At 62.0% G+C, this 21473-nt stretch carries 18 protein-coding genes and 1 tRNA gene; 8 read left to right on the top strand and 11 right to left on the bottom strand.

Annotated elements, in window-relative coordinates; genetic code table 11:
- Window positions 1–1328 (bottom strand): class I tRNA ligase family protein (locus B3849_RS11020; RefSeq protein ID WP_286780136.1); only part of this gene is annotated, 1328 nt, incomplete at its 3' end.
- Between the two features lie 194 nt (window positions 1329–1522).
- Here B3849_RS11020 and B3849_RS11025 point away from each other — a divergent pair.
- Window positions 1523–3820, top strand: coding sequence for a xanthine dehydrogenase family protein molybdopterin-binding subunit (locus tag B3849_RS11025; protein WP_286780142.1), 2298 nt, complete (start codon window positions 1523–1525; stop codon window positions 3818–3820).
- 44 nt (window positions 3821–3864) lie between these two features.
- Here B3849_RS11025 and B3849_RS11030 read toward each other — a convergent pair whose 3' ends face one another.
- The gene (locus B3849_RS11030; RefSeq protein ID WP_005849301.1) at window positions 3865–4350 is read right to left on the bottom strand and encodes a PaaI family thioesterase; all 486 of its coding nucleotides are present in this window, start codon (window positions 4348–4350) and stop codon (window positions 3865–3867) included.
- 73 nt (window positions 4351–4423) lie between these two features.
- The gene (metF, locus tag B3849_RS11035; RefSeq protein WP_005849299.1) at window positions 4424–5290 is read right to left on the bottom strand and encodes a methylenetetrahydrofolate reductase [NAD(P)H]; all 867 of its coding nucleotides are present in this window, start codon (window positions 5288–5290) and stop codon (window positions 4424–4426) included.
- Window positions 5291–5386: 96 nt separating this feature from the next.
- On the opposite strand from metF, the gene B3849_RS11040 reads away from it, so the two are divergent.
- Window positions 5387–6292 carry a LysR family transcriptional regulator gene (locus B3849_RS11040; protein WP_278425628.1) on the top strand — a complete coding sequence of 302 codons (906 nt, stop codon included), beginning with the start codon at window positions 5387–5389 and terminating at the stop codon, window positions 6290–6292.
- A 12-nt stretch (window positions 6293–6304) separates the two neighbouring features.
- Here the strand turns inward: B3849_RS11040 and B3849_RS11045 are convergent, their stop codons facing one another.
- The 3 genes from B3849_RS11045 to B3849_RS11055 form a co-directional block, all read right to left on the bottom strand.
- Window positions 6305–6802, bottom strand: a complete 498-nt coding sequence (locus B3849_RS11045; protein WP_005849296.1) for an RES family NAD+ phosphorylase — start codon at window positions 6800–6802, stop codon at window positions 6305–6307.
- Window positions 6799–7305 (bottom strand): type II toxin-antitoxin system Xre/ParS family antitoxin, encoded by a 507-nt coding sequence (gene parS, locus B3849_RS11050; protein WP_037963804.1) that lies wholly within the window; start codon window positions 7303–7305, stop codon window positions 6799–6801. The genes B3849_RS11045 and parS overlap by 4 nt, the downstream gene beginning before the upstream one ends.
- Window positions 7306–7432: 127 nt before the next feature.
- Window positions 7433–8473, bottom strand: coding sequence for an NADP-dependent oxidoreductase (locus tag B3849_RS11055; protein WP_005849292.1), 1041 nt, complete (start codon window positions 8471–8473; stop codon window positions 7433–7435).
- 161 nt (window positions 8474–8634) lie between these two features.
- On the opposite strand from B3849_RS11055, the gene B3849_RS11060 reads away from it, so the two are divergent.
- Complete coding sequence (locus tag B3849_RS11060; RefSeq protein ID WP_005849287.1) at window positions 8635–9420, top strand: inositol monophosphatase family protein; 786 nt, start codon at window positions 8635–8637, stop codon at window positions 9418–9420.
- A 62-nt stretch (window positions 9421–9482) separates the two neighbouring features.
- On the opposite strand, the gene B3849_RS11065 is transcribed toward B3849_RS11060, so the two are convergent.
- From B3849_RS11065 to putA, 3 genes are all read right to left on the bottom strand, one after another.
- On the bottom strand, window positions 9483–9854 hold the full coding sequence (locus B3849_RS11065) for a GFA family protein (RefSeq protein WP_278375236.1): 372 nt from the start codon (window positions 9852–9854) through the stop codon (window positions 9483–9485).
- Complete coding sequence (locus tag B3849_RS11070; protein ID WP_037944663.1) at window positions 9851–10594, bottom strand: rhomboid family intramembrane serine protease; 744 nt, start codon at window positions 10592–10594, stop codon at window positions 9851–9853. Before B3849_RS11070 ends, B3849_RS11065 begins: the two co-directional genes overlap by 4 nt.
- Before the next feature lie 69 nt (window positions 10595–10663).
- On the bottom strand, window positions 10664–14083 hold the full coding sequence (gene putA / locus B3849_RS11075) for a bifunctional proline dehydrogenase/L-glutamate gamma-semialdehyde dehydrogenase PutA (protein WP_286780137.1): 3420 nt from the start codon (window positions 14081–14083) through the stop codon (window positions 10664–10666).
- A 128-nt stretch (window positions 14084–14211) separates the two neighbouring features.
- Here putA and B3849_RS11080 point away from each other — a divergent pair, with 128 nt between their 5' ends.
- The 3 genes from B3849_RS11080 to B3849_RS11090 all read left to right on the top strand — a co-directional run bounded on the left by B3849_RS11080 (window position 14212) and on the right by B3849_RS11090 (window position 16205).
- A complete protein-coding gene (locus B3849_RS11080; protein ID WP_005849280.1) occupies window positions 14212–14667 on the top strand; it encodes an Lrp/AsnC family transcriptional regulator in 456 nt (151 codons plus the stop codon).
- 98 nt (window positions 14668–14765) lie between these two features.
- Window positions 14766–14852 (top strand) — tRNA-Leu (locus B3849_RS11085).
- Window positions 14853–14969: 117 nt separating this feature from the next.
- Window positions 14970–16205, top strand: coding sequence for a GAF domain-containing sensor histidine kinase (locus tag B3849_RS11090; protein WP_278425632.1), 1236 nt, complete (start codon window positions 14970–14972; stop codon window positions 16203–16205).
- Between the two features lie 100 nt (window positions 16206–16305).
- Here the strand turns inward: B3849_RS11090 and metG are convergent, their stop codons facing one another.
- Window positions 16306–18018, bottom strand: coding sequence for a methionine--tRNA ligase (gene metG / locus B3849_RS11095; protein WP_278425633.1), 1713 nt, complete (start codon window positions 18016–18018; stop codon window positions 16306–16308).
- Window positions 18019–18073: 55 nt separating this feature from the next.
- Entirely contained in the window at window positions 18074–19303 is a 1230-nt protein-coding gene (locus B3849_RS11100; RefSeq protein WP_278425634.1) for an MFS transporter, read from the bottom strand.
- A 166-nt stretch (window positions 19304–19469) separates the two neighbouring features.
- Here B3849_RS11100 and B3849_RS11105 point away from each other — a divergent pair, with 166 nt between their 5' ends.
- The gene (locus B3849_RS11105) at window positions 19470–20510 is read left to right on the top strand and encodes an aldo/keto reductase (RefSeq protein WP_278425635.1); all 1041 of its coding nucleotides are present in this window, start codon (window positions 19470–19472) and stop codon (window positions 20508–20510) included.
- Window positions 20511–20552: 42 nt separating this feature from the next.
- A complete protein-coding gene (locus tag B3849_RS11110; RefSeq protein WP_114865376.1) occupies window positions 20553–21461 on the top strand; it encodes a 3-keto-5-aminohexanoate cleavage protein in 909 nt (302 codons plus the stop codon).
- The last annotated feature ends 12 nt before the right edge of the window (window positions 21462–21473 follow it).

The following is a 21473-nucleotide window of genomic DNA, read 5'->3' on the forward strand; positions in this document are numbered from 1 at the left end:
CGGTCGCCGAAGGGCTGCATGATCTTTTTGGGCTCGACCAACGGGACCAGCGTCTCGTCCCGCTCTTCGCCGCCTTCTTCGGGGGCGAGGGGGGCTTTGACGGGTTTGCCCAAACGCGGATCGGTCGGCGGCACCATGACGGCGAGGCCTTCGGCGGTGATGTCGGCGATGACCTTGGTGCGGGCTTCGAACCGGTCGAGGCCGCGGTATTCTTCGGGGACGAGGTTGATCTCTGTCGCGTCCGCGGGCGCGTCTTCACGGCCTTCGGCGATGGCGGCCGCGCGGGCGGCGGCGGCGTCATAGGGCAGGCCGTCGGCACGCATCGCACCGCGGGTGTCCATCAGCGCGTAGAGCGGGATGTTGTTGCGTTTGGCAACGCCGTAGTCGTTGAAGTCATGCGCGCCGGTGATCTTCACCGCGCCCGAGCCGAAATTCTTGTCGGGGTATTCGTCGGTGATGATCGGGATACGGCGGCGCTGCGCTTTGGGGCCGACGGGGATTTCGCACAGCTTGCCAACGATCGGCGCATAGCGTTCGTCAGAGGTGTGAACCGCGACCGCGCCATCGCCCAGCATGGTTTCGGGGCGCGTGGTGGCGATGGAAATGTAATCGCGCGTCTCGCGCAGGGTCACGTTGCCGTCGGCATCCTTCTCGACATATTCATAGGTCTGCCCGCCCGCGAGCGGATATTTGAAATGCCACATATGGCCCGCGACCTCGATATTCTCGACCTCCAGATCGGAAATCGCGGTCTCGAAATGCGGGTCCCAGTTGACCAGACGCTTGCCGCGATAGATCAGGCCCTTGTTATACATATCCACGAAGACCTTGATCACGGCGTCGTGGAAGTTGCCTTCCTCGCCCGCGGGGGCACCGGGGGCACCGGACATGGTAAAGGCGTTGCGCGACCAATCAAGCGAGGTGCCCAGACGTTTAAGCTGGCCGATGATCGTGCCGCCGGACTTCTGCTTTTGCTCCCAGACTTTGGCGGTGAAATCCTCGCGGGTGAAATCGGTGCGGCGTTTGCCGTCTTTGGCAAGCTCGCGTTCCACCACCATCTGCGTCGCGATACCGGCGTGGTCCTGACCTGGCTGCCATAGCGTGTCAAAGCCGCGCATCCGGTGCCAACGCACCAGAATATCCTGCAATGTATTGTTGAACGCGTGGCCCATGTGCAGCGATCCTGTCACGTTGGGCGGCGGGATCATGACCGAAAAGGTTTCCTTGCGCGAGGCATTGGCACCGGCCTTGAAGGCACCGGACTCTTCCCATGCGGCATAGAGGCGGGCTTCGGCCTGGGCGGCGTCAAAATTCTTGTCGAGGGCCATGATCAGCGTCCTTCTATTCACGTAGCGCTTTGAGCTTTGGGATGATCTAGCCGAGCGGGGCGTAAAGGGGAAGGCTGGGGGGCCGAAAACTTGGCGTAGCAGCGCCAGCTTTCGCCCCGCGTCGTATGGACATCGCCGGTTTGGCGCTTAAGGTCGGGCGCAACACCAAGATGATGATCAAAGGATGCCGCCAGATGGAAAAATTCGGGAAAAGCCAACCGGTCAAACGGGTCGAGGATGTGCGGTTTCTGACCGGCGAGGGGCGCTATGTGGATGACATCGCGCCAACCGACGCGCTGCATGCCTATTTCTTCCGCTCGCCCGTCGCACATGGGGTGATCACAACGCTGGATGTCACAGATGCGGTCGAGGCAGAGGGCGTGCATGCGGTGCTCACGATCGAGGATCTGGAAGCGGCCGGGATGGATATCTCTATGGCGGCGACCGTGTTGCAGAACCGCGATGGCACGGAAGGGGCCAAGCCCTTGCGTCCGATGCTCGCCAAGGGGCGCGTGCGCTTCGTGGGGGAGCCCGTCGCGGTGGTGATTGCCGAGACATTGAACCAGGCGCGCGACGCGGCGGAGTTGATCGCATTCGACGTTGACGATCTGCCCACCCATATGACGTTGGAACGGGGCGGAGAGACGCTGCACCCCGAAGCGCCGGATAACATGGCGTTCGACTGGGGCATGGGCGACGAGGCGGCGACGCAAAAGGCATTTGATGCCGCAGCGAAAACCGTCAGTCTGAACGTGGGCGACAACCGTATCATCGTCAACGCGATGGAGCCGCGCGGCTGCTATGCGGAATGGAACGACGGCAAGGTGCATCTTGCGAACAACGGGCAGGGCGTCTGGGTGCACAAGGGCAACCTCAAGCGCGTTTTCGGGCTGGATGATGACCACGTGCAGGTCACAAACCCCGACACAGGCGGCGGTTTCGGCATGAAGGCGGCGGCCTATCCCGAATATTTCTCGGTTGCGCAGGCGGCGCGGGCCTTGGGGCGTCCGGTGCGCTGGATGTCGGACCGGACCGAAGCCATGCTCAGCGATAATGGCGGGCGCGATCTGACCTCGCTTGCGGAATTCGCTTTTGACGAAAACAACAAGATCACGGCCTACCGCGTCCGCACCAAATGCAACCTCGGGGCCTATAACAGCCAGTTCGGCCAGCCCATTCAGGCGCTGCTGTTCAGCAAGGTCTTGATGGGTGTCTATGATGTGCAGACCACATGGCTGCAGGTCGAAGGCTACTACACCAACACGGTGCAGACCGATGCCTATCGTGGTGCCGGCCGACCCGAGGCGATTTATGTGCTGGAGCGCTTGATGGACCGCGCCGCGCGCGAGTTGGGCATCGACCCGTGGGAACTGCGCCGGATCAACTTTATCAAGCCTGAACAGTTTCCCTATACCTCTGCCACGGGTGAGCTTTACGATGTGGGCGAATTCAACCGCTTGCTGACCCGCGTCGCCGTCGAGGCGGATCATGATGGCTTTGCAACGCGCAAGGCGGCGGATGCGGCCAAGGGGCTGCTGCGCGGGCAGGGGCTTTGCTATTACATCGAAAGCATCCTTGGCGATCCGGCAGAGGGGGCCAAGGTCGCGTTCAACGAAGACGGCACCGTGTCCATCTATGTTGGCACTCAATCGAACGGACAGGGGCATGAAACCGTCTATGCGCAATTCCTATCGGATCAGACCGGGATCCCGGCTGAACTGATCCACGTCATTCAAGGCGATAGCGATCTGATCAAACAGGGCGGCGGGACTGGCGGCTCGCGCTCTGTCACCACGCAAAGCACGGCAACGCTGGCGACGGTGGCCAAGATGACCGAAGCTTTCACCGCCTTTCTGTCTGACGAAATGGGCGTGCCTGCGGCGCAGATCAGCTTTGACGACGAACGCTTCCGCGCGGACGGGTCAAACATGACCCCCACCATGCTGGAGGTCGCCGAGATGGCCCGCCAGAAAGGCCGCGACGATCTGCTGGTGCACCACGAACGGGCGACCTTGCCGGGGCGCAGCTATCCCAACGGGGCCCATGTGTCCGAGGTGGTGATCGACCCCGAAACAGGCGTTGTGACCGTCGACCGGTATACGGTGGTGGATGATTTTGGCAATCTGATCAACCCGATGCTGGCCGAAGGTCAGGTGCATGGCGGGGTGGTGCAGGGCATCGGCCAAGCTATTCAGGAGCATGTGGTCTATGACGAAGACGGCCAACTGCTGACGGCCTCTTTCATGGATTACGCGATCCCGCGCGCGGCGGATGTGCCGTTCGTGTCCTTCAACTCCGAACCCGTGCCATCTACGGCGAACCTGATGGGGATGAAGGGCTGTGGCGAGGCGGGGACCGTGGGTGCATTGGCGGCCGTGTCGAACGCGGTACAGGATGCCCTGTGGGCGCGTGGCGTGCGTCAGGCCGACATGCCGTTCACACCGCATAAAGTCTGGGCCTTGCTGAACGACAGCGCCATCGCGGCAGAGTGAGCTTGGCTTGTCTCGGGGCGCATCACCCGCCCCGAGACTGCGGTTTAGCCCGTGATCTTCATCACGATGCAGGTGGTTGAGCCGGTGGCATACAGCTTGCCATCCTCGACCCCGCGAATCTCGCCATGTGCGACACCGGTAGAACGACCCACGTGATCGGTCGTGCCGATGCAGTCGATCTGCATGCCCAAGGGGATCGAACGCAGAATGTTAATCTTGTATTCTAGGGTCGTATAAACCGACCCGCGCGGGACTTTGGTCATCACGGCGCAGGCCATCGCGGAATCGAGCAAGGTGCCGTACCAGCCCCCATGCACGGTCCCCATCGGGTTGGTCACGTTGAACTCGGGCGTGCCACGAAATACCGCGCGGCCCTCGGACACGTCATGCAGCGCATAGCCCAAGGTGCCGCCAATCGGCGGGCCGGGGTTGGTGCCGTCCAGGATCTTCTGCATGAATTCCAACCCGCTGAGAGAGAGCGCTTCGGATTGGCTCAGCAAATCTTCGGGTGTTTCGGCGAGGCGTGGCATAAAAAATCTCCGGCAGTTGAATGCCGGAGAAGACTGTTCTGTTCTTGACCCAAGGGCAAGTTGTGCGGTGGTTTTACGCCACGTCGGACAGCGATGTTTGCGCCGTCACCCCAAGGGCACGACAGACGGCGCGGGTCAGCTCGGGCCGGTTGAGCGTGTAGAAGTGCAGGTTCTCGACACCTTCCGACACCAGCTCGCTGCACATTTCGGTGCAGAGCGCGGTGGACAGCAGATCGTGCCGGTCATCGCGGATCGCGGCGGCATAGGCTTCGTCCAGTGCTGCTGGCACGCTGGCCCCGCAGCGGGTGGCAAAGTTGCGCGCCGATTTCCAGTTTGTCACCGGCATGATGCCCGGGGTGATCGTCTTGGTGATCCCCGCCGCGGCACAGGCGTCCCGGAAGCGCAGGAACGTTTCGGTCTCGAAGAAGAACTGGGTGATCGCCTCGTCCGCGCCAGCGTCGAATTTGCGTTTCAGCCATTCTACGTTCTGCGCCTGATCGTGGGATTCGGGGTGCGGTTCGGGGTAGGCCCCGACGCGCAGGGTGAACTTGCCGGTCTTTGCCAGCGCCTCGATCAGTTCGACACTGTCGGCAAAGCCGTCCGCGTGGGGCGTAAAGGTCGGCGCACCGTTTTCGGGATCCCCGCGCAGGGCGACAATATCGGTCACCCCGATCTCGGCAAAGCTGTCGGCGACCTCAAGCGTCTCGGCCTTGCTGGCCCCCACGCAGGTCAGATGCGCGGCAACCGGCAGGCCAGAGGTGCGGCGCAGCACATGCGCAGAATCATGGGTCAGGTCGCGGGTAGACCCGCCCGCGCCGTAGGTCACGGAAAAGAAACGTGGGGCCAGCGGTGCCAAGGCCTGCGCCGTGTCCCAAAGACGGAACGACGCGTCCACGGATTTGGGCGGGAAGACTTCGAATGAAACGGCGGGACTGGTCATTTTTACGATCCTGTTTTTAGCTTTCGTCTCTTGTCGCACAGATGCGGTTGTGAAACAAACTCATAACTTTCATTTTCAACATGAGGAACGCCTCATATGCATATCGAGTTCCGTCACCTGCGCACCATTCAGGCGATTCACGAAGCAGGCGGGCTGGCCCGCGCGGCAGAGACGATGAACATCACCCAATCAGCCCTGTCCCATCAGGTAAAGGGGTTGGAGGATCAGGCTGGCGTGGAACTGTTCGTGCGCCGGTCCAAACCGCTGAAATTGTCGCCCGCAGGCTTGCGGCTGCTCAAGCTGGCGCAGCAGGTCTTGCCGCAGCTTGAAGCAGCGCAGGCCGAATTCATGGGGCTGCGCGCGGGCAGCACAGGGCGCATGCATATCGCGATCGAATGTCACGCCTGTTTCGAATGGCTGTTCCCCGTGCTCGAACAATTCCGCAAAAGCTGGCCCGATGTGGATGTCGATATCCGCCCCGGTCTGGCCTTTGACGCCTTACCTGCCTTGCTGCGCGAAGAAGTCGATCTGGTGGTGTCTTCCGACCCCGAAGAACTGCCGGGCGTGAAATTCGTCGAGCTGTTTGATTACAAGGCGGTCTTTGTCGCCTCCAGCACGCATCCCTTGGCGCAGAAGCCCTTTGTTGAAGCGGCGGATTTCAGGGGCGAGACGCTGATCACCTATCCGGTGGAACGGACTCGTCTGGATGTGTTCAGCCAGCTCTTGATCCCCGCCAAGGTCGAACCGCTCGCGATCCGGCAGGTGGAGCTTACGGCGGTGATCCTGCTGCTGGTCGCGTCGAACAGGGGCGTGTCGGTGTTGCCCGATTGGGTCGTGCGCGAGGTGAAATACAGCAATGATTACGTCACCCGTCCGCTGACCGATAACGGCATCACCCGCAGGCTTTATGCGGCGGTGCGCGAGGATGATCTGGAGAAACCGTTTATGACCAAGCTCTTGGGGTTGGCAGGGGAAGAGGCGCGCAAACTGCAGCGGGCCTGATCGCTGCTGCCCTTAGCGGTGCAGCCGCGGGTCGAGCGCGAAGTCTTCCTGCACCACATCGTCGTAGTGATCGGCTGCCTTTTGGGCGTCAAAGATCAGGTTCCAGCTGTGCCGCGATACCGTTGACGGGATCAGCACAAACAGGTGATCGCGCAGCAGCGCGTCGCCAAATCCCTTTTGCCCCGCACCATGGGCACCGGGCACCAGCCAGTTCGGGTTGGGGACATCCGCGGCTTGCACCATATGCACCGTCGTCGGGTCGATCACACGGCCCGATGTCAGCACGTGATGCGCGGTGTCCAGCGCCTTGAACCCCTTGTGCACCGCAACCTCAAGGATCGCGGTGGCAGGGTCGAGCGCGGTATAGACCGCCCGCACACCGCTGCTGTTCCAGCGTCCACCGACGCGGTAAGCCCCTTCGCCGCTGTGCCATGTGGGCGCATGCTGCCGCTGATCCAGCCGCCAAAACCGCAGCTCGCCCGTCCCAAGCGGCGGGGGCAAAGGGGTCAAGCGTAGACCCCGTACTCCATCCGGGTGAGCGCGTTTTCAACGGCTTCCGCCCCCGCTGCCGACGACAGCAGGTCAATCGGACGGCGGTTATCAAGGCCGATGGCAGGGGCCAGCATCCATGCTTCTGCGGCGTCCTGATCGCCCAAGACATCCGTCGCCTGCGCCAGCAGCTCGGCAAAGCGCCACGCGCGGCTGCTTTGTTCGGGGGACAGACGGTCCTTGCCCTTGTCGGCTTTCTTGCGTTGAAGCGTGCGCAGGCTCATCCCGATCGCCTTGTTCAGCGCATCGCCCGAGGACAACACCGACACGGTATCGACCAGATGCAGCAGCGCTTTGGAGGAGATGCCTTTGACGATCACATCATGCGCATCAAGCGAGTTGCGCACCGTCTGGTTGATCACCTTGCGCCCGCCCAGCAGATGGAACGCACGCACGGCGTCCTCTGCATCCACGTCGATCAGGGGGATTGCACTGCTGTCGGATTGAAAGGCCGTCGCACCCATGGCTGAACTCCTTTTCGTCATGTGTCGTCAAATATATGACACGTGTCGCGGTGTTTTTCAAGGGGGCGGGGAGGCTCGCATTCATGCGAAGAAGGGCAGGGGCGCGGACGCCCCCACCGGTAGGGTGTTAGCCAACCTTGACGATGGCCTTGCCTTGGTTGCCACCGGTCAGCAGGTCCATGAACGCTTGTGGCGCGTTTTCCAGACCCTCGGTAATGTCCTCTTTCACCGCAATGGTGCCGTCGGCGACCTTGGGGGCGACTTCCTTGAGGAACTTGGGGAAGTTGTTCCAGTGGTTCGAGATGATGAAGCCGTTCACGCTGAGGAAATTCACAAGGATCGTGCGCCAGAGTTTCGGCGCGGTCAGCGCCTCTTCGGCGGCACCAGCACCCAGACCACCGGCGTTATACCATGCGATCATACCGCAGATCGGGATACGCCCATGCGGGTTCATCATCGGGATCACGGCTTCAAGCACTTTGCCACCGACGTTTTCAAAATAGATGTCGATCCCCTTGGGGCAGGCGTCTTTCAACGCGGCGCGCAGGGATTTCGCGTCGTCATAGGCGCGGTGGTCGATGCATTCGTCAAAGCCAAAGTGTTCCTTGGCCATGGCGCATTTGTCCGCGCCGCCTGCAATGCCCACGACGCGCAACCCGTGCGACTTGGCGATCTGGCCGACCATCGAGCCGACCGGACCCGTTGCCGCCGCGACGACGAGTGTTTCACCCTCCTTCGGGCGACCATATTCCATCAAACCTTGCCAGCCGGTAAATCCGGGCATGCCCAGAACCCCAAGCGACGTGGTGATCGACACCTGATCCGGATCGACCTTGCGCAGTTGGTTCGCAGGCAGCACGCCATGTGTGGCCCAGCCCAGCATCCCGAACGCATGATCGCCGGGTTTGAAGTCGGGGCTGTTGGAGGCGATGACCTCCCCGACCGAACCGCCCTCCATCGTGCCGCCGACAGGCACCGGGGCCGCATAGGATTTCGCGTCGTCCATGCGGCCACGCATATAGGGGTCAAGCGACATGTATTTCACACGGACCAGCACTTCGCCGTCACCGGGGGTGGGCACGGGCCCTTCTTCAAGGCGGAAGTTATCGGCGGTCGGGGCCCCGTCAGGGCGCGACGCAAGCACAATTCGTTTCATCTGGTCGGACATTTTGCTTTCCTCCTTAGCAATGTTTCTGGCACGTTATATGGAAATCGAAGGCAAGCAAGGCAACCGCGCGCGCCACGTTGCGTCAGATGCCGCTGCCCCCCTTGGCAAATGCGGCATGGGGGCTTATACGCACGGCCTGATCCATCAAAGGACACGGAAATATGGTTGGCAGTGCAAATCTAAACATCATGATCAAGGCGGCCCGCCGGGCGGGGCGCGGGTTGGTCAAGGATTTCCGTGAGGTCGAGAACCTTCAGGTGTCCATGAAGGGGGCCGGCGACTTTGTCAGCCGCGCCGATATTCAGGCGGAAAAGACGCTCAAGGCCGAGCTGATGGGCGCACGCCCGACCTATGGCTGGCTGGCCGAAGAGGGTGGCGAGGAAGAGGGGCAAGACCCCACACGCCGCTGGATCGTCGATCCGCTGGACGGGACAACGAACTTTTTGCACGGTCTGCCCCATTGGGCGGTCTCCATCGCGTTGGAGCATAAAGGCCAGATCGTCGCGGGCGTCGTCTTTGATCCCGCCAAGGACGAGATGTTCTTTGCCGAAAAAGGCACCGGTGCCTGGATGAACGAAGGCCGTTTGCGCGTCTCGGGCCGTTCGCGGATGATTGAATCGGTTTTTGCCACCGGTCTGCCCTTTGGCGGTCGCGGAGATTTGCCGGACACCCTGCGTGATTTGGGCCGCATCCTGCCGGTCTGCGCCGGTGTGCGTCGCTGGGGCTCTGCCGCGCTGGATCTGGCCTATGTGGCCGCCGGTCGCTATGACGGCTACTGGGAGCGCCGGTTGAACAAATGGGATCTGGCAGCGGGCATGTTGATCGTGCGCGAAGCAGGCGGCATGGTCGAGCCACTGAACCCCGAAGGCAACATCCTGGACGATGGCGAGATCGTCTGCGCCAATGAGGCGTTGTTCAGCGGATTTTCAAAAATCGCACGCGGGTGATCCTGTGGCCGAGGGCGGGATGCCTTCGGCGAGGATTTAAACCATTTGGAAGCGCCCGTCGGCTATTTGTCTGACGGGTGGTTGATACCGTCGGTGTAGGGGATCGGTTCATGTGTCCAGGGCGCGGCCCCGTCGATACACCCCAGATTGACGCCGCATTGCGCGGGGTCGGATCGACGCTGGTGGTACATGTAGATGCCACAGATCTTGCAGAAGTAATGTTTCGCCGTATGGGTGCCCCAGGTGTAGAGCGTTAGATGCTCGGCCCCTTTGGTCACCTTGAGCGCGCTGGTGAGCGCCGTCACCGCCGGTGCCGCGCGGCGGCGGCAAAAGGAACAGGTGCAGCGTGTGGCCGAAGAGAGTCCCTCTGGCAGGGTGGCGGTCAGGGTGACGCTGCCGCAGTGACAGGTCGCGCTATGGGTGCTGGCGGTCATTTTCGTTTCACTTTCGGGATCCGGCTGGCGGAGGTGGGGTAGGTCGCTTGCGGGTGCGGCGGGTGGCCGTCCGTGGCCGACCAGAAGCGCGGCCCGCCCAAGCGCAGCCACAGTGGAATGGTCAGCACCATGCCCACGATAAACCCGCCCGCGTGCGCCCAATAGGCGACACCGCCCACGGTCGGGTCCGCCCCGACGCCGCCGATAAACTGCATCCCCAGCCACAAGCCCAGCATGATCCATGCGGGGATCGGGAAGATGCGGAAGAACACGATAAAGATGATCAGGATGTCGACCTTGGCTTTGGGATAAAGCAACAGATAGCCGCCCATCACCCCCGCAATCGCGCCCGATGCCCCGACTGTCGGGACCGGCGAATAGGGGGCAGAGATCACATGAGCCAGCGCCGACAGCAGCCCGCAGGCGAGGTAGAACAGCAAATAGCCGCCGTGGCCCATCTCGTCTTCTATATTGTCGCCAAAGATGTAGAGAAACAGCATGTTACCCGCGAGATGCATCCAGCCGCCGTGCAGGAACATCGAGGTGAGGATGCCGGTATAGCCATCCCCGGTGGTGACGCGGCCGGGGATGAGCGCCCAGTCGAAGAAGAAGATATTGAGCGCGCGGTCGTCGCTGAAAAGCCCGACATAGCTGAGGAAAACGCCGATGTTCACCGCCATCAGCAGATAGGTGACATAGGGCGTGCGGCCGGACGGGTTGTGATCGCGAATGGGGAACATGGGCTGACCCTTAGCCATTGCGCGGGTGTGGTCAAGGGCGGGCGTCGGAACGCCCGCCCTTATGGCAGATCAGCCGGCAGCCCCCAGCAGCTGCGCGTTCCCGCCAGAGGCGGTGGTGTCGACGCAGACATGGCGTTCGGCGCGGACGCGGGCGGTATCTGGAAGCCCGCGCAGCAGCGGGATGATCGGCCCGTCGCGTTCAGACAGGGCTTGTTCCAGTTTGCGCGCGGTCGCCTCGTCACCCCACCAGAGCACACCACCATAGGCTGGCCCATCGGTCAGCGCGGTCGCGTCGATGCTGCCTGACAGCTCCACCGCATTCCCGCCAAGGGCCGTGACCGCGCGGGCTTGCTCGGCTGCGGTGTCCTTGCCCGGCCCCATGCACAAGAGCGCCGGACGCGGCAGGGTGCTGAGCCGGTTGGATTCGCCCGTAGGCCCCGGCAGCGTGATGGTTTCAAGGAAGGCCCCACTGTGGCCGGGCAGCTTGGGCAGGTCTTTCTGCGTGCTGTCCCATGTGTCTTCCACCACCTTGAGGTCAGGCGCGCTGAAACGGGGGAGGTAGTTCGGACCGCCTGCTTTCGGACCTGTACCCGACAGGCCTTCGCCGCCGAAGGGCTGGCTGCCGACGATCGCGCCGATCTGGTTGCGGTTGACGTATATGTTGCCCGCCTCGATCCGTTCCGAGACATGCTGCACCCGGTCATCGATGCGGGTGTGCAGCCCGAAGGTCAGCCCGTAGCCCGTGGCATTGATCGCGTTGATGACCTTGTCGAGTTCGGTCGCCTTGAACGTGGCAATGTGCAGAACAGGGCCGAAAATTTCGCGCTCCAGATCAGCGATCCCGTTCACGCGGATCATTGTCGGCGCGATGAACGTGCCGACGGTGGGGGCGGTCAGCTCGGCGATGATCCGACCCTCGGCGCGGGCGGTCTCGATATGGTCGGCGATGCCTTTTTGCGCGGTCTCGTCGATCACGGGGCCCACGTCGGTCGAGATGTCCCAAGGGTTGCCCATGACCAGAGCGTCCATCGCGCCTTCGAGCATCTCGATCACATCTTCGGCGATGTCTTCCTGGATATAGAGGCAGCGCAGGGCAGAGCAGCGTTGCCCGGCAGATTGGAACGCGCTTTCGACAACCGATTGCACGGCCTGTTCGGGCAGGGCGGTGCTGTCGACGATCATGGCGTTCAGCCCCCCCGTTTCCGCGATCAGAATCGCACCGGGGTCACAATGTTCAGCCATCGCGGACCGGATGCGCAGCGCTGTGGCGGTAGATCCGGTGAAGGCCACGCCGTTGATCCGTTTGTCCGAGGTCAGCGCCGCGCCGACCTCGCCACCGCCGGGCAGCAGTTGCAACGCGTGACGCGGCACGCCGGCATCATGCAGCAAGGTCACGGCAAGGAAGGCGATCAGCGGGGTCTGTTCCGCCGGCTTGGCCAGCACCGCATTGCCCGCAGCCAGTGCCGCGCTGACCTGCCCGCAGAAAATCGCCAGCGGGAAGTTCCACGGCGAGATGCAGGTGAAAATGCCGGCGGGGGGGGTGTTGGTCGCCTGCTCGGCGTAGTAGCGCAGGAAATCCACCGCCTCGCGCAGTTCTGCCACGCAGTCGGGCAGGCCTTTGCCGGCCTCGCGCGACAGCAGGGCGAAAATCTCGCCGTAGTGCGATTCCAGCATATCGGCTGCGCGCAACAGGACCTCGCGGCGTTCCTCTAGCGGGGCGTCCCAGACGGCGGCATTGTCCAACGCTTTGGCGACATCAGCCTCGGACGCGTTGCGTACGGTGCCGGGGCTGCGGCCAGAGGCAGCAGGGTTCATCAGGCGTGCCGATTTCTTGGGCTTTGCCTCGCCGTTCAACAGCGGCACGACGGCCCAACGGTGGGCTTTCCACGGCGCGCGGGCGGATTCGATCACATCCAGCGTCGGCGTATGCATCAGATCGAACCCCATCGAGTTCACGCGCGCAGGGGCATAAAGCTCGGGCCCGGTGGGGATGTACAAACCGCTTTCCGCAAGGCTGTCGAAGGGGTCGGCAGCGACGACCTCGGGGGCAACGTCTTCGTCGACGATCTGGTTCACAAAGCTTGAGTTCGCGCCATTTTCCAGCAGGCGTCGCACAAGATAGGCCAGCAGATCGGCATGTGCGCCCACGGGGGCGTAGACGCGACAATGGGTGCCATGCTTATCCATCACGATGTTATGAAGGGTTTCGCCCATGCCATGCAGACGTTGGAATTCGAACTTCTCTTTATCCTCGGCCATATGCAGTACGGCGGCGACCGTATGCGCGTTATGGGTGGCGAACTGCGGATAGATCCGGTCGGTCATGTTCAGCAGTTTGCGCGCGTTGGCGATATAGGACACATCGGTCGCAGCTTTTTGGGTGAAGACGGGGAAACCCTCGACACCTTTGACCTGTGCGCGTTTGATCTCGGTGTCCCAGTAGGCACCTTTCACCAAGCGGACCATTATCTTGCGATCATGACGGATCGCCATGTCATACAGCGCATCGATCACCACACCAGCACGGGGGCCATAGGCCTGCACCACGATGCCGAAACCGTCCCAACCCGACAGCGCAGGTTCAGAGAGCACCTTTTCGATCACATCCAGCGACAGGCCCAGACGGTCGGCTTCCTCGGCGTCGACGTTCAGCCCCATGCCGGCGGATTTCGCCAGCAAGGCAAGCGCCCTCAGACGCGGCACCAGATCACGCATGACGGATGCTTCCTGCGCTACCTCATAGCGCGGATGCAGGGCCGACAGCTTGACCGAGATGCCGGGGTTCTTGCGGCTGTCCTTGTGCACGCAGGCCGTCGCGATGGCAGAGATCGCGCGGCTGTAGCTCAGGTGATAGCGTTTGGCATCGCTTTCGGTACGCGCGGCTTCGCCCAGCATGTCATAGCTGTAGGTATAGCCCTTCTTCTCCATGCCCTTGGCGCGTTCCATCGCGGCGTTGATGTTCTCGCCCAGAACAAACTGGCGGCCCATTTCCTTCATCGCGCGGCTGACGGCGGTGCGGATCACCGGTTCGCCCAGACGTTTGATGGCTGCGCGCAGGTGGCGGACGGGGCCGGGTTGGTCATCGTCCAGCACGCGGCCGGTCAGCATCAGGGCCCATGTGGACGCGTTCACCAGCGGCGAGGTGGAGTGCCCCATATGCCGGCCCCAGTCAGAGGGCGCGATCTTGTCCTCGATCAAGGCGTCGATGGTCTCGGCGTCGGGCACACGCAGCAGCGCTTCGGCAAGGCACATCAGCGCGACGCCTTCGTCGGTGGACAGACCGTATTCGGCCAGAAACACTTCCATGATACCGGGGGAGGTATGGCCGCGGATATCGCGTACGATCTGTGCCGCGTCTTGCGAGATCTTGACCCGTTCCTCTGGCGACAGATGCGCATTGCGCACCAGTTCACGCAAGACGTTGTCCTGGTCGGTGTAGGTGCCTGCGTCAATCTGGTGGCGCAAAATAGGGGAAGAATCGCGTGCCATGAGGTACTCCAACTGATAATTGCGCTAGAATAGCTCGGGAATAGTAGTATTAGTTCCTGATTCCGGCCAGTTTGGTGGGTAAACCGCTTTATTATTGGGCCTCTTGCGTGACAAACGACGACTTTAAAATGGACCGCTTCGATGCGGCGATTCTGACGGTACTGGCCGAAGACGGGCGCATCAGCATCACTGACCTCGCCAAACGGATCGGGCTGTCCAAATCCCCCACCCAAGCGCGGCTAAGACGGCTTGAGGATAGCGGCGTCATTCTGGGCTATCGCGCCCTGCTGGACCCGATCCGTCTGGGGCTGGATCACGTGGCTTTCGTAGAGGTCCGTTTGGAAGACACCCGCGAGGTCGCCCTGCGCGCCTTTAACGAGGCCGTGTCCCGTGTGCCTGAAATCGAACAGGCCCATATGATCGCAGGGAACTTTGATTACCTGCTTAAGGTGCGCACCCGTGACATGGCCGCCTACCGTCGTTTTCTGGGCGAAACGGTGACCACGCTGCCCTATGTCGCCAACACCTCTACCTATGTGGCGATGGAAGCGGTCAAGGAAATCATGCTCGCGGACATGGCGTAAGCCGCGAAGGCGCAAGGGGGCCAATCGCGATTTTGATGCCGGCTGCCCTGCATCTGACCATTTACACCGCCCGCAACCTAGCTATTGTGCGCGGCACTGCGGGCGTGATGGAATGGTAGACATACCAGACTTAAAATCTGTTGGGCCTTGTGCCCGTGTGGGTTCGAGTCCCACCGCCCGCACCACTCATCCCACCACTTAAACCCAGTCTCCGAAAAGCGTGACAGGCCGGTTATCATGGCATTGTCGTTGCTCTTGGCTGTGCATATGGTAGCGGATGCGAAACAAATGGGGGATATCGGGTGGACGACGAAACGAACATGCGCGCGATCATTCAGGATCATCAGGCCTATCTGGCCGGTGCGCATGATTTCCAGTCGGATATCGAAATGCTCGCGGCAAGCGAAACTGTGGGGACGTTGCTGGAAACGGTAATGCTGGCGACGGATATGCGCTTTGCTGCTGTGGCGCGGGTGACGACCGATCGCTGGGTCGCCTGTCGCACGGTGGACGAGGTGAACTTTGGCTTGTCCGAAGGTGACGAGATCGGGATCGACCAGACCTTCTGCCAATCGGTGCGCGAGACCTCCGAGAAGGTGATGTTCAACGATGTCGCCACGGATGATGTCTATCGTAACCATCCGATTGCCGCTCAATTCGGCATCGTCAGCTATGCCTCCATCCCGATCTTCCGCAGCAACGGGTCGTTCTTTGGCACCCTCTGCGCCATCGATACCGAACCGCGCGACGTCAAACACCCCCGCGTTGTTGCCATGCTCGAGATGTTTGCCGATATCATCGGGCGCAGTCTGGAAACCGAAGAACGGCTTGAGGCGCAGGAGCGACTGGTAGAGCACGAACGCCAGATGGCCGCCGTGCAAGAGGAGTTCGTCGCCGTCTTGGGCCACGACCTGCGCAATTCGGTCGCGGCGCTGAACGCGGGTGTGCGCCAGCTCGACAAGGAGCCGCTGTCAGACAAGGCGCGGAAAATTCTGCCGCTGATGGGGAGCTCTATCCACCGGATGAGCGAGCTCATCGACAATATCATGCTGCACGCAAAATCGCGGTTGGGCGGCGGTATCCGCATCTCGGCCACGCCGGACGCGGGGTTGGAAGACGCGTTGAACCACGTGGTCGAAGAGGTGCGCGCCGCAGCACCCGATCACAAGATCACCGTCGATCTGGACTTTGACCGCCCCGTGAGCTGCGATGCCGCGCGCGTGGCACAAGCGGTGTCGAATCTGTTATCGAACGCAGTGCGCTATGCCGATGACGGCAGCGAGGTCACGGTGCGCGGGCGCGTCAGCGAGGCGGAGGCCGTGATTTCCGTTGCCAACCGCGGCACGCCGATCCCCGAAAGCCTGAAGCAAAAGCTGTTCCAACCCTACCAACGTGGCGACCAGACCAAGGGCGAGGGGCTGGGGCTTGGCCTGCATATCGCATCTTCCATCGCGGTGGCGCATAGCGGTCAGATCGATGTGACCTGCGATGACGGTCTTACCACATTTGCGTTCCGTTTGCCGTTGCTGGCGGCCTGAACGCCGTTCAGGGTTCTCTGGTGGGACTAAATCAAAGGCCAGCGCGATGCGCTGGCCTTTGATCGTTTTCGGTCTGGTCAGACGGCGGAGCCTTGGCAGATCAGCTGCGCACGCCTGCGAATTTTTCGGCCCATTCGTCGCGCTGGTCGTCGGTGATTTTCGCGAACAGCACTTCTGGCACCTCGAAGGCGTGACCGGGGGCCAGTTGGGCCAAGGCGGCTGGCACATCATCCGGCCATGCGGCGTTTTCAACCTTCATACTGTCAAGCATGCTGGCGGCGGCCGTCGGGATGAACGGCGCAGACAGGACCGCGTAAAGCGGGATCAGGTTCAGCGCCAAACGCACCTGAGCCGCGGCTTTGTCGGGGTCTGTCTTGAAGGTGGTCCAAGGGGCCTGTGCTTGCAGGTATTCGTTCCCCGCAGCCCAGATCGCCCGCAGCTCGGCGGCGGATTTGCGGACTTCCATCGCCTCCATCGCGGTTTGATAGCGGGCAACCCGTTCGGTTAGATCGGCGATCAGCGCGTGTTCTTCAGGCCCGTATTCGCCCGCCGCTGGCACGTCTTCGCTGAATTTCGAGCGGCAGAATTTCGTGATGCGGCTGATAAAGTTGCCCAAGACATCCGCCAGATCCTTGTTCACGGAGGACTGGAAATTCTCCCACGTGAACTCCGCATCCGAGGTTTCGGGCGCATGGGACAGTAGCCACCAGCGCCAGTAGTCCGCCGGCAGGATTTCCAGCGCCTGATCCATGAACACCCCACGCCCGCGCGAGGTCGAGAACTGGCCGCCGTCATAGTTCAGATAGTTGAACGATTTGATGTAGTCGACCAACTTCCACGGCTCTTGCGAGCCCATGATCGTTGCAGGGAAGCTGAGCGTGTGGAAGGGGACGTTGTCCTTGCCCATGAACTGGGTATAGCGCACGTCGTCGGCGCCTTTGTCGGTGCGCCACCAGCTTTCCCAATCCGACCCTTTGCCCGCATCCACCCATTCCTGCGCGCAGGCGATGTATTCGATGGGGGCGTCGAACCAGACATAAAAGACCTTGCCCTCCATCCCCGGCCAATCGGCGTCGCCGCGTTTGACAGGCACGCCCCAGTCCAGATCGCGTGTGATACCACGGTCCTGCAGCCCGTCACCGTCATGCAGCCATTTCTTCGCGATAGAGGTGGTCAGCACGGGCCAGTCGGCCTTGCTGTTGATCCATTCGTCCAGCTTGTCCTTCATCTGCGATTGACGCAGGAACAGATGCTTGGTCGCGCGCATCTCGAGGTCGGTAGCACCGGAAACGGTTGATCGCGGGTTGATCAGGTCTTCGGGGTCTAGCTGTTTGGTACAGTTGTCACATTGGTCGCCGCGGGCATCCTCGAACCCGCAGTTGGGGCAGGTGCCTTCGACATAGCGGTCGGGCAGGAACCGCCCGTCGGTCTCGGAATAGATCTGGCGCTGTTCCACTTCCTCGATCAGGCCCTGATCATAAAGCGCTGCGGCAAAATGTTGGGTCAGCGCCTTGTTCTGCGCACTTGAGGACCGGCCAAAGTGATCGAAGGACAGGCCGAACCCCTCTGCGATCCGCGCCTGAACCTCGTGCATCTCGGCGCAGTATTCCGCCACCGGTTTACCTGCTTTGGCAGCAGCCAGTTCAGCGGGCGTGCCATGTTCATCCGTCGCGCAGAGAAACAACACCTCCTGGCCGCGCCCGCGCTGATAGCGGGCGTATAGATCGGCGGGCAGCTGGCTGCCTACAAGGTTGCCCAGATGTTTGATCCCGTTGATGTACGGAATGGCGGAGGTGATAAGGTGGCGCGTCATGACTTGGACCCCGAAACTGCTTTTGCACGTCTCTAGCGCAGCGGCGGGGCAAGGGCTAGGGGGCGTCGCGTTCGCGGCTGCGGCGCATCAGGCGGCCGATGGTAAAGGATGTGCGCGGCGCATAGACATAGGGGGTGCGTTTTGTAGCCGTAGGGCGGGCGCGCATCCGCGTCAGCCCAAAAAGCACCAGCACCCCGTGCCCGACCGAGATCATGGTAAACAGCGCCGCGGGGCCAAAGCCCTCGATCAGCACCGAGGCGATGTAGGGCGCAAAGATCGCACCGACCGCGAACCAGAACATCAGCGCCGCCGAAAGCTCTACCCGTTCCGAGCTGCTGGCAAAGTCATGGGCGTGGGACGCCGCGACGGAATAGATCGGAAAGGTCGTGAGGCCAAAGAAGGTCGCGGCAAGGAAGATCGCCTGCGTGCCCATGCCCGCCGACATCACGGTGACCGCACAGCTAAGCATTGATGCAGCCGACAGCCAGATCAGCACCCAGCGGCGGTCGAATTTATCGGCCAGCCAGCCGACGGGGAACTGCGCCAAAGCGCCCCCCAGCACGAAAGCCGACAGGAACCATGCGATCTGACCGGCGGTCAGCCCGACCTCTTGCCCATAGATCGGCCCGACCATCCGGAAGGACGCGCTGGACAGTGCCGCGACAACCACGGCGGCGACGGCCAGCGGGGATCTATCAATCGCGAGCTTGGGGCGCAGCCGCCCTTTTTCGGGGGTTTCGGGTTGGGGCAGGCGGGTCAGCACCAGCGGGATCAGCGCGGCACAGCACAGGATCGCCAACAGGTTGTAGGACACGTAGGACGCAGGCGCGAGCACGCCAATGATCATCTGCGCTGCCAGTGACCCGCTGGTATCCACCACACGGTAGGCCCCCATGGTGCGGCCCCGCGTCTCGTTCGTGACCTTGGCCTGCAACCATGCTTCGACCACCGTATAACATCCGGCGACGCAGAACCCGGACGCGACCCGCATGAGCGCCCAGGCATAGGGATCCAGCGCCATCATATGCGACAGCAGCCCGATCGCGCCCGCAGCGGTAAAGGCGGCGAAGGCGCGGCTGTGCCCGACGGTGCCCAAAAGGCGCGGCGCGCCCCAGCAGCCCAGAAAAAAGCCGACGAAATGCGCCGAGCCCAAAAGACCAATCTGCTGGTTGGTGAACCCCAGTTGCGTGCCCGACAACACGTCCAACGGCCCCACACCGCCTGACGACAGTTGCAGCAGAATGACGGAAAGAAACAGGGCGGCGAAGGAAATGAGAAGGCGCATATCGTGGTACTCTGTGCCCATTTTCGGGCAAGACCAATGGCCAAAGCGACAGTCACGCGAAAATTTTTACCCTTCGGCTTTTGCACGGCACGGCTGCCCGGAAAATGCGCTTGCGGTGACGTGGCGGAACAGAAAGGGTAGGCGCAAATCTAAACGAGGAATTCCAATGCAAAAGAACACGCTGGGTCACACAGGTATCGAAGTGACTGATTTCTGTCTGGGCTCAATGACTTGGGGCACGCAAAACACCCCCGAGGAAGGCCATGCGCAGATTGAACGCGCCCTTGATGCGGGGATCAACTTTATCGACACCGCCGAGATGTATCCCGTCAATCCGATCAAGGCGGAAACCATTGGCCGCACTGAAGAGATCATCGGCCAGTGGATCGCCAAGACCGGACGGCGCGACGACTTTGTGTTGGCGACGAAGCACTCAGGCGCCGGGGCTCCGGTGCGTGACGGCGCGGGGATTTCACCCGATACGATCCGCAGCACGCTTGAAGGATCGCTGAAGCGGCTCAACACCGATTATGTGGACCTCTACCAGTTCCACTGGCCCAATCGCGGCAGCTACATGTTCCGCAAGAACTGGGAGTATGACCCCTCGTCGCAGAACCGTGCCGAGACGATGGCACATATGGAAGACTGCCTTGGCGTGCTGCAAGACGAGGTGACCCGCGGCACCATCCGTGCCTTCGGGTTGAGCAACGAAAGCGCTTGGGGGCTGACCCAATGGGTGAATGCCGCTGAACGCACGGGCGGCCCGCGTGCCGTTTCGGTCCAGAACGAATATTCGCTGCTGGCGCGCATCGCTGATACCGACGTGGCCGAGACATGCCACAACGAAGATATCGGGATGCTGTCGTATTCTCCGCTGGCGGCGGGGCTACTGACCGGCAAATACCAGAACGGCGCGCTGCCCGAAGGATCGCGCATGGCGATCAATGGGGATCTGGGCGGGCGCAAGACGGACCGCGTGTTCGATGCGGTGGATGCTTATTTGCAGATCGCGCAGAAACACGGGCTGGATCCGGTGCAGATGTCCTTGGCCTTCACGCGCCAACGGCCCTTCATGACCTCGGTGATCTTTGGCGCGACCTCGCTTGACCAGCTCGAGGTTATCCTCGGCGGGATCGACCTGCATCTGGATGACGAGGTGATGGCAGATCTGGATGCCGCGCATAAAGCGCATCCGATGCCGTTCTGACCCTTCAAACGCCACGCCGGCCCTGAACCCAAGGAGATTCTGATGCCTCTCACCATGAACAAGGACGTATTTATCACCTGTGCGGTCACGGGGTCGGGGGGCAGTCAGGACCGCAGCCCCCATGTGCCACGCTCGCCCGCACAGATCGCCGACAGTGCGATTGCGGCGGCCAAGGCGGGGGCTGCGGTGGTCCATTGCCACGTACGCGACCCCGAGACAGGCGCGCCGAGCCGTCGGCTTGATCTGTACCGCGAGGTGACGCAGCGCATCCGCGAGGCAGAGGTCGACGTGATCCTGAACCTCACAGCGGGGATGGGCGGCGACATCGTCTTTGGCTCGACCGAGCAGCCGCTGCCCCCTGTGGCTGGGACCGATATGATCGGCGCGGCGGAACGGGTGCAGCATATCAAGGAATGCCTGCCCGAGATTTGCACCCTTGATTGCGGCACGATGAATTTTGCCGAAGCCGATTACGTGATGACCAACACCCCCGGTATGCTGACCGCCATGGGCCGGATGATGACCGAGCTTGGCGTGAAGCCCGAGATCGAGGCCTTTGATACGGGCCATCTGTGGTACGCCAAACAGCTGGTCAAGGACGGTGTGCTGGATAGCCCTGCGTTGGTGCAGCTATGCATGGGCGTGCCCTGGGGCGCCCCCGATGATCTGAACACCTTTATGGCGATGGTGAACAACGTGCCGGACGATTGGACCTTCAGCGCTTTCGGGCTGGGGCGTCACCAGATGGCCTATGTCGCCGCCAGCGTTTTGGCGGGGGGCAATGTGCGCGTGGGGCTCGAGGATAACCTCTGGCTCGACAAAGGCGTTCTGGCGGAAAACTGGCAGCTGGTCGAACGCGCCGGAACGATCATAGAGAATATGGGCGCACGGGTCATCGGCCCGGCGCAGGTGCGCGAACAGCTTGGCCTGACCAAACGGGCCGCCGCATGAAGCGCGCGCTGC

Source organism: Sulfitobacter sp. UBA4523 (assembly GCF_002388305.1).
Lineage (GTDB): Bacteria > Pseudomonadota > Alphaproteobacteria > Rhodobacterales > Rhodobacteraceae > Sulfitobacter > Sulfitobacter pontiacus.